This is a genomic window from Romboutsia sp., from assembly GCF_035470145.1.
Lineage (GTDB): Bacteria > Bacillota > Clostridia > Peptostreptococcales > Peptostreptococcaceae > Romboutsia_D.
In genome coordinates, this window is record NZ_DATIRC010000275.1 from 1 (window position 1) to 2,067 (window position 2,067).

Here is a 2,067-nt window from a genome sequence, read left to right on the forward strand (position 1 = left end):
ATATGAAAAAAGAAGAAATCAAGGAAAATCTATTTGCTATTTTTATTACAATAGGATTACTGTGTTTTATATGTCAAAATGGTTGGTAAAATAAAATAATTCTTTTATTCAGAAAGGGTGAATTGCAATGAATGGAACTATTATTAAATTAGTATTGAAAGAAGAATATATTACAGATAGTTATAAAACTGAAACGCACTATATATCTTTAGTAAAGGGTATAAAAGGTTATTATATAGTTGAATTTGAATACGGTAAAGTAGCAAAAAGATTGGCAAATGATATAGACAATGAAGAAAATGCGAAAGAAATATTTAAAGGGATATTGAATGAAATCATATAAGATTAATTAGGTAAAAATATCAATTTATTATATGGAGGTAAGATGATAATAAAAAGAATTGGGTGGGAGCATGGATTAAACCCTAGAACCTTGTGGGAAAATACAGAAACAAGTGAGTGGGGATATGTTTCATATAGATATAGTAACTTTGAATGTAGAAAAAGCGATAACTACTATTTTTATAAAAGATATGTTCAATCTTTGCCAAAATATGAAATACAAATAATCAAATAAAAAATAAATTTTATAATTAAAATTAAAGGGGAATAATTACAAATGAAAAATATGAAAGATAATGATTTGATGATATTTATTTTAGCTTGTACTGCATCAGTTTTTATAAGTGCAATAGCATTTAAGACTTTACTGAGAATACTTGTAAATATAATTATGTAATATAAAATACAAATGATAAAGGGGAACAGGGGAATGAATAAGAAGATATTAAATAACGTAGTATTTGCTATCACATTGCTACTTGCAAACACAATAGGTATATTTGGTATACAATTAGTAGCAAAGCGCATAGGAAGGTTTTAAGTAGCTTTTACATATATTCTATTAGGGGGAATTAAATATGTATACAGTAGAAGGAATGAAATTAAAAGGAAATACTTTTAAATGAACTTATACTGACATAAATGTAGCACAATTTGAATACAATGTAACACAGTTAGTAAGCTTATATGTTGTATTAGCAGAAGAAAACGAAGGCTTATACAATCAGTTAGATGTCTATTATAAAAAATAAAAGGAGTGTTTGAAATGTTAAGATTAAAAAATAGTATAGGTATGGTAAAAGAATGCAAAATTGGGTTCAGCTGGACTACTTTATTTTTCGGATTATTTGTACCACTTTTACGAGGTGATTTAAAAAATAGTGCAATAATGGCAATAGTTGGCTTATTAACTTGTGGATTTAGCTGGCTTGTATTCCCATTTTTCTATAATAAGACATATATTAAGGGATTACTTTTACAAGGCTTTACAGGTGCAGCAGAAGCCGATATGGCTATATTAGTAAAAGAAGGATTCATAGTAGAAAATACAGAAGCTTAGGAAACTAAGCTTTTTTAATGTATAAAATTATAATTTATGCCCATACTACTTAATAAAATTTGTACGAGGTGAATAAAAATGAATATTTTTAGTATAGATGCAGAAGAAAAAGAAAATATAGATAACTTTTATAACATGAGATCGCATCAAGATTCTTATTTTATTGATGTAGTTGATAGGACCAACAATTTACAATTTTGCAGATTTTGCGATTGTTATCGAGGTTTCACTTTTGATAGATGCAGCCATTGCTCAAACAACTAAAAGAAAAAGTGCCTAAAATTAATTAGACACTTCTCCTTTTTCTTAGCGTATTGTGTAAATAATAAACAACTTGTTAAATTCAAAAAATATATTAATATGGTAAACCTACATACATACGAGTTTTATTATATATTAAATTGCAAATATTATCAAATTATTTTTAAAAAAATAAAGGGGATTAGGCACAAATATAGAATTATATAAGAGTGGTAAATTTAGCCAATTTCCACTTCCTCCTTAGATATATAAATATACGGTTAAAAAGATTATGTTTACGGAAAGCATAGTCTTTTTTATTGCTTAAATTTAGACAAATAAAAAAGAGGTGGAAATCTCTACAAAACCACCCCTCTTGTACTGGTCAATAGGTCCAGCAACTACTGAATTTTATATCTACAGTT

3 protein-coding genes are annotated in these 2,067 nt (G+C 26.7%); all 3 read left to right on the plus strand.

Going from position 1 to position 2,067, the window contains the following annotated elements; all coding sequences use genetic code 11:
- Positions 1 to 127 precede the first annotated feature (127 nt).
- The 3 genes from VLM92_RS11415 (at position 128) to VLM92_RS11425 (ending at position 1,402) form a co-directional block, all read left to right on the plus strand.
- Positions 128 to 343: a hypothetical protein gene (locus VLM92_RS11415; protein WP_325276462.1), complete on the plus strand. Its 216-nt coding sequence runs from the start codon at positions 128 to 130 to the stop codon at positions 341 to 343.
- A gap of 42 nt (positions 344 to 385) precedes the next feature.
- Positions 386 to 577: a hypothetical protein gene (locus tag VLM92_RS11420; RefSeq protein WP_325276463.1), complete on the plus strand. Its 192-nt coding sequence runs from the start codon at positions 386 to 388 to the stop codon at positions 575 to 577.
- A 531-nt stretch (positions 578 to 1,108) separates the two neighbouring features.
- The gene (locus tag VLM92_RS11425) at positions 1,109 to 1,402 is read left to right on the plus strand and encodes a DUF2628 domain-containing protein (protein ID WP_325276464.1); all 294 of its coding nucleotides are present in this window, start codon (positions 1,109 to 1,111) and stop codon (positions 1,400 to 1,402) included.
- Positions 1,403 to 2,067: the final 665 nt, after the last annotated feature.

What these genes read in the sequence shown, in the direction of transcription:
- VLM92_RS11415 (WP_325276462.1), top strand. Translation starts at nt 128, where the DNA reads ATGAATGGAACTATTATTAAATTAGTATTGAAAGAAGAATATATTACA.
- VLM92_RS11420 (WP_325276463.1), top strand. Translation starts at nt 386, where the DNA reads ATGATAATAAAAAGAATTGGGTGGGAGCATGGATTAAACCCTAGAACC.
- VLM92_RS11425 (WP_325276464.1), top strand. Translation starts at nt 1,109, where the DNA reads ATGTTAAGATTAAAAAATAGTATAGGTATGGTAAAAGAATGCAAAATT.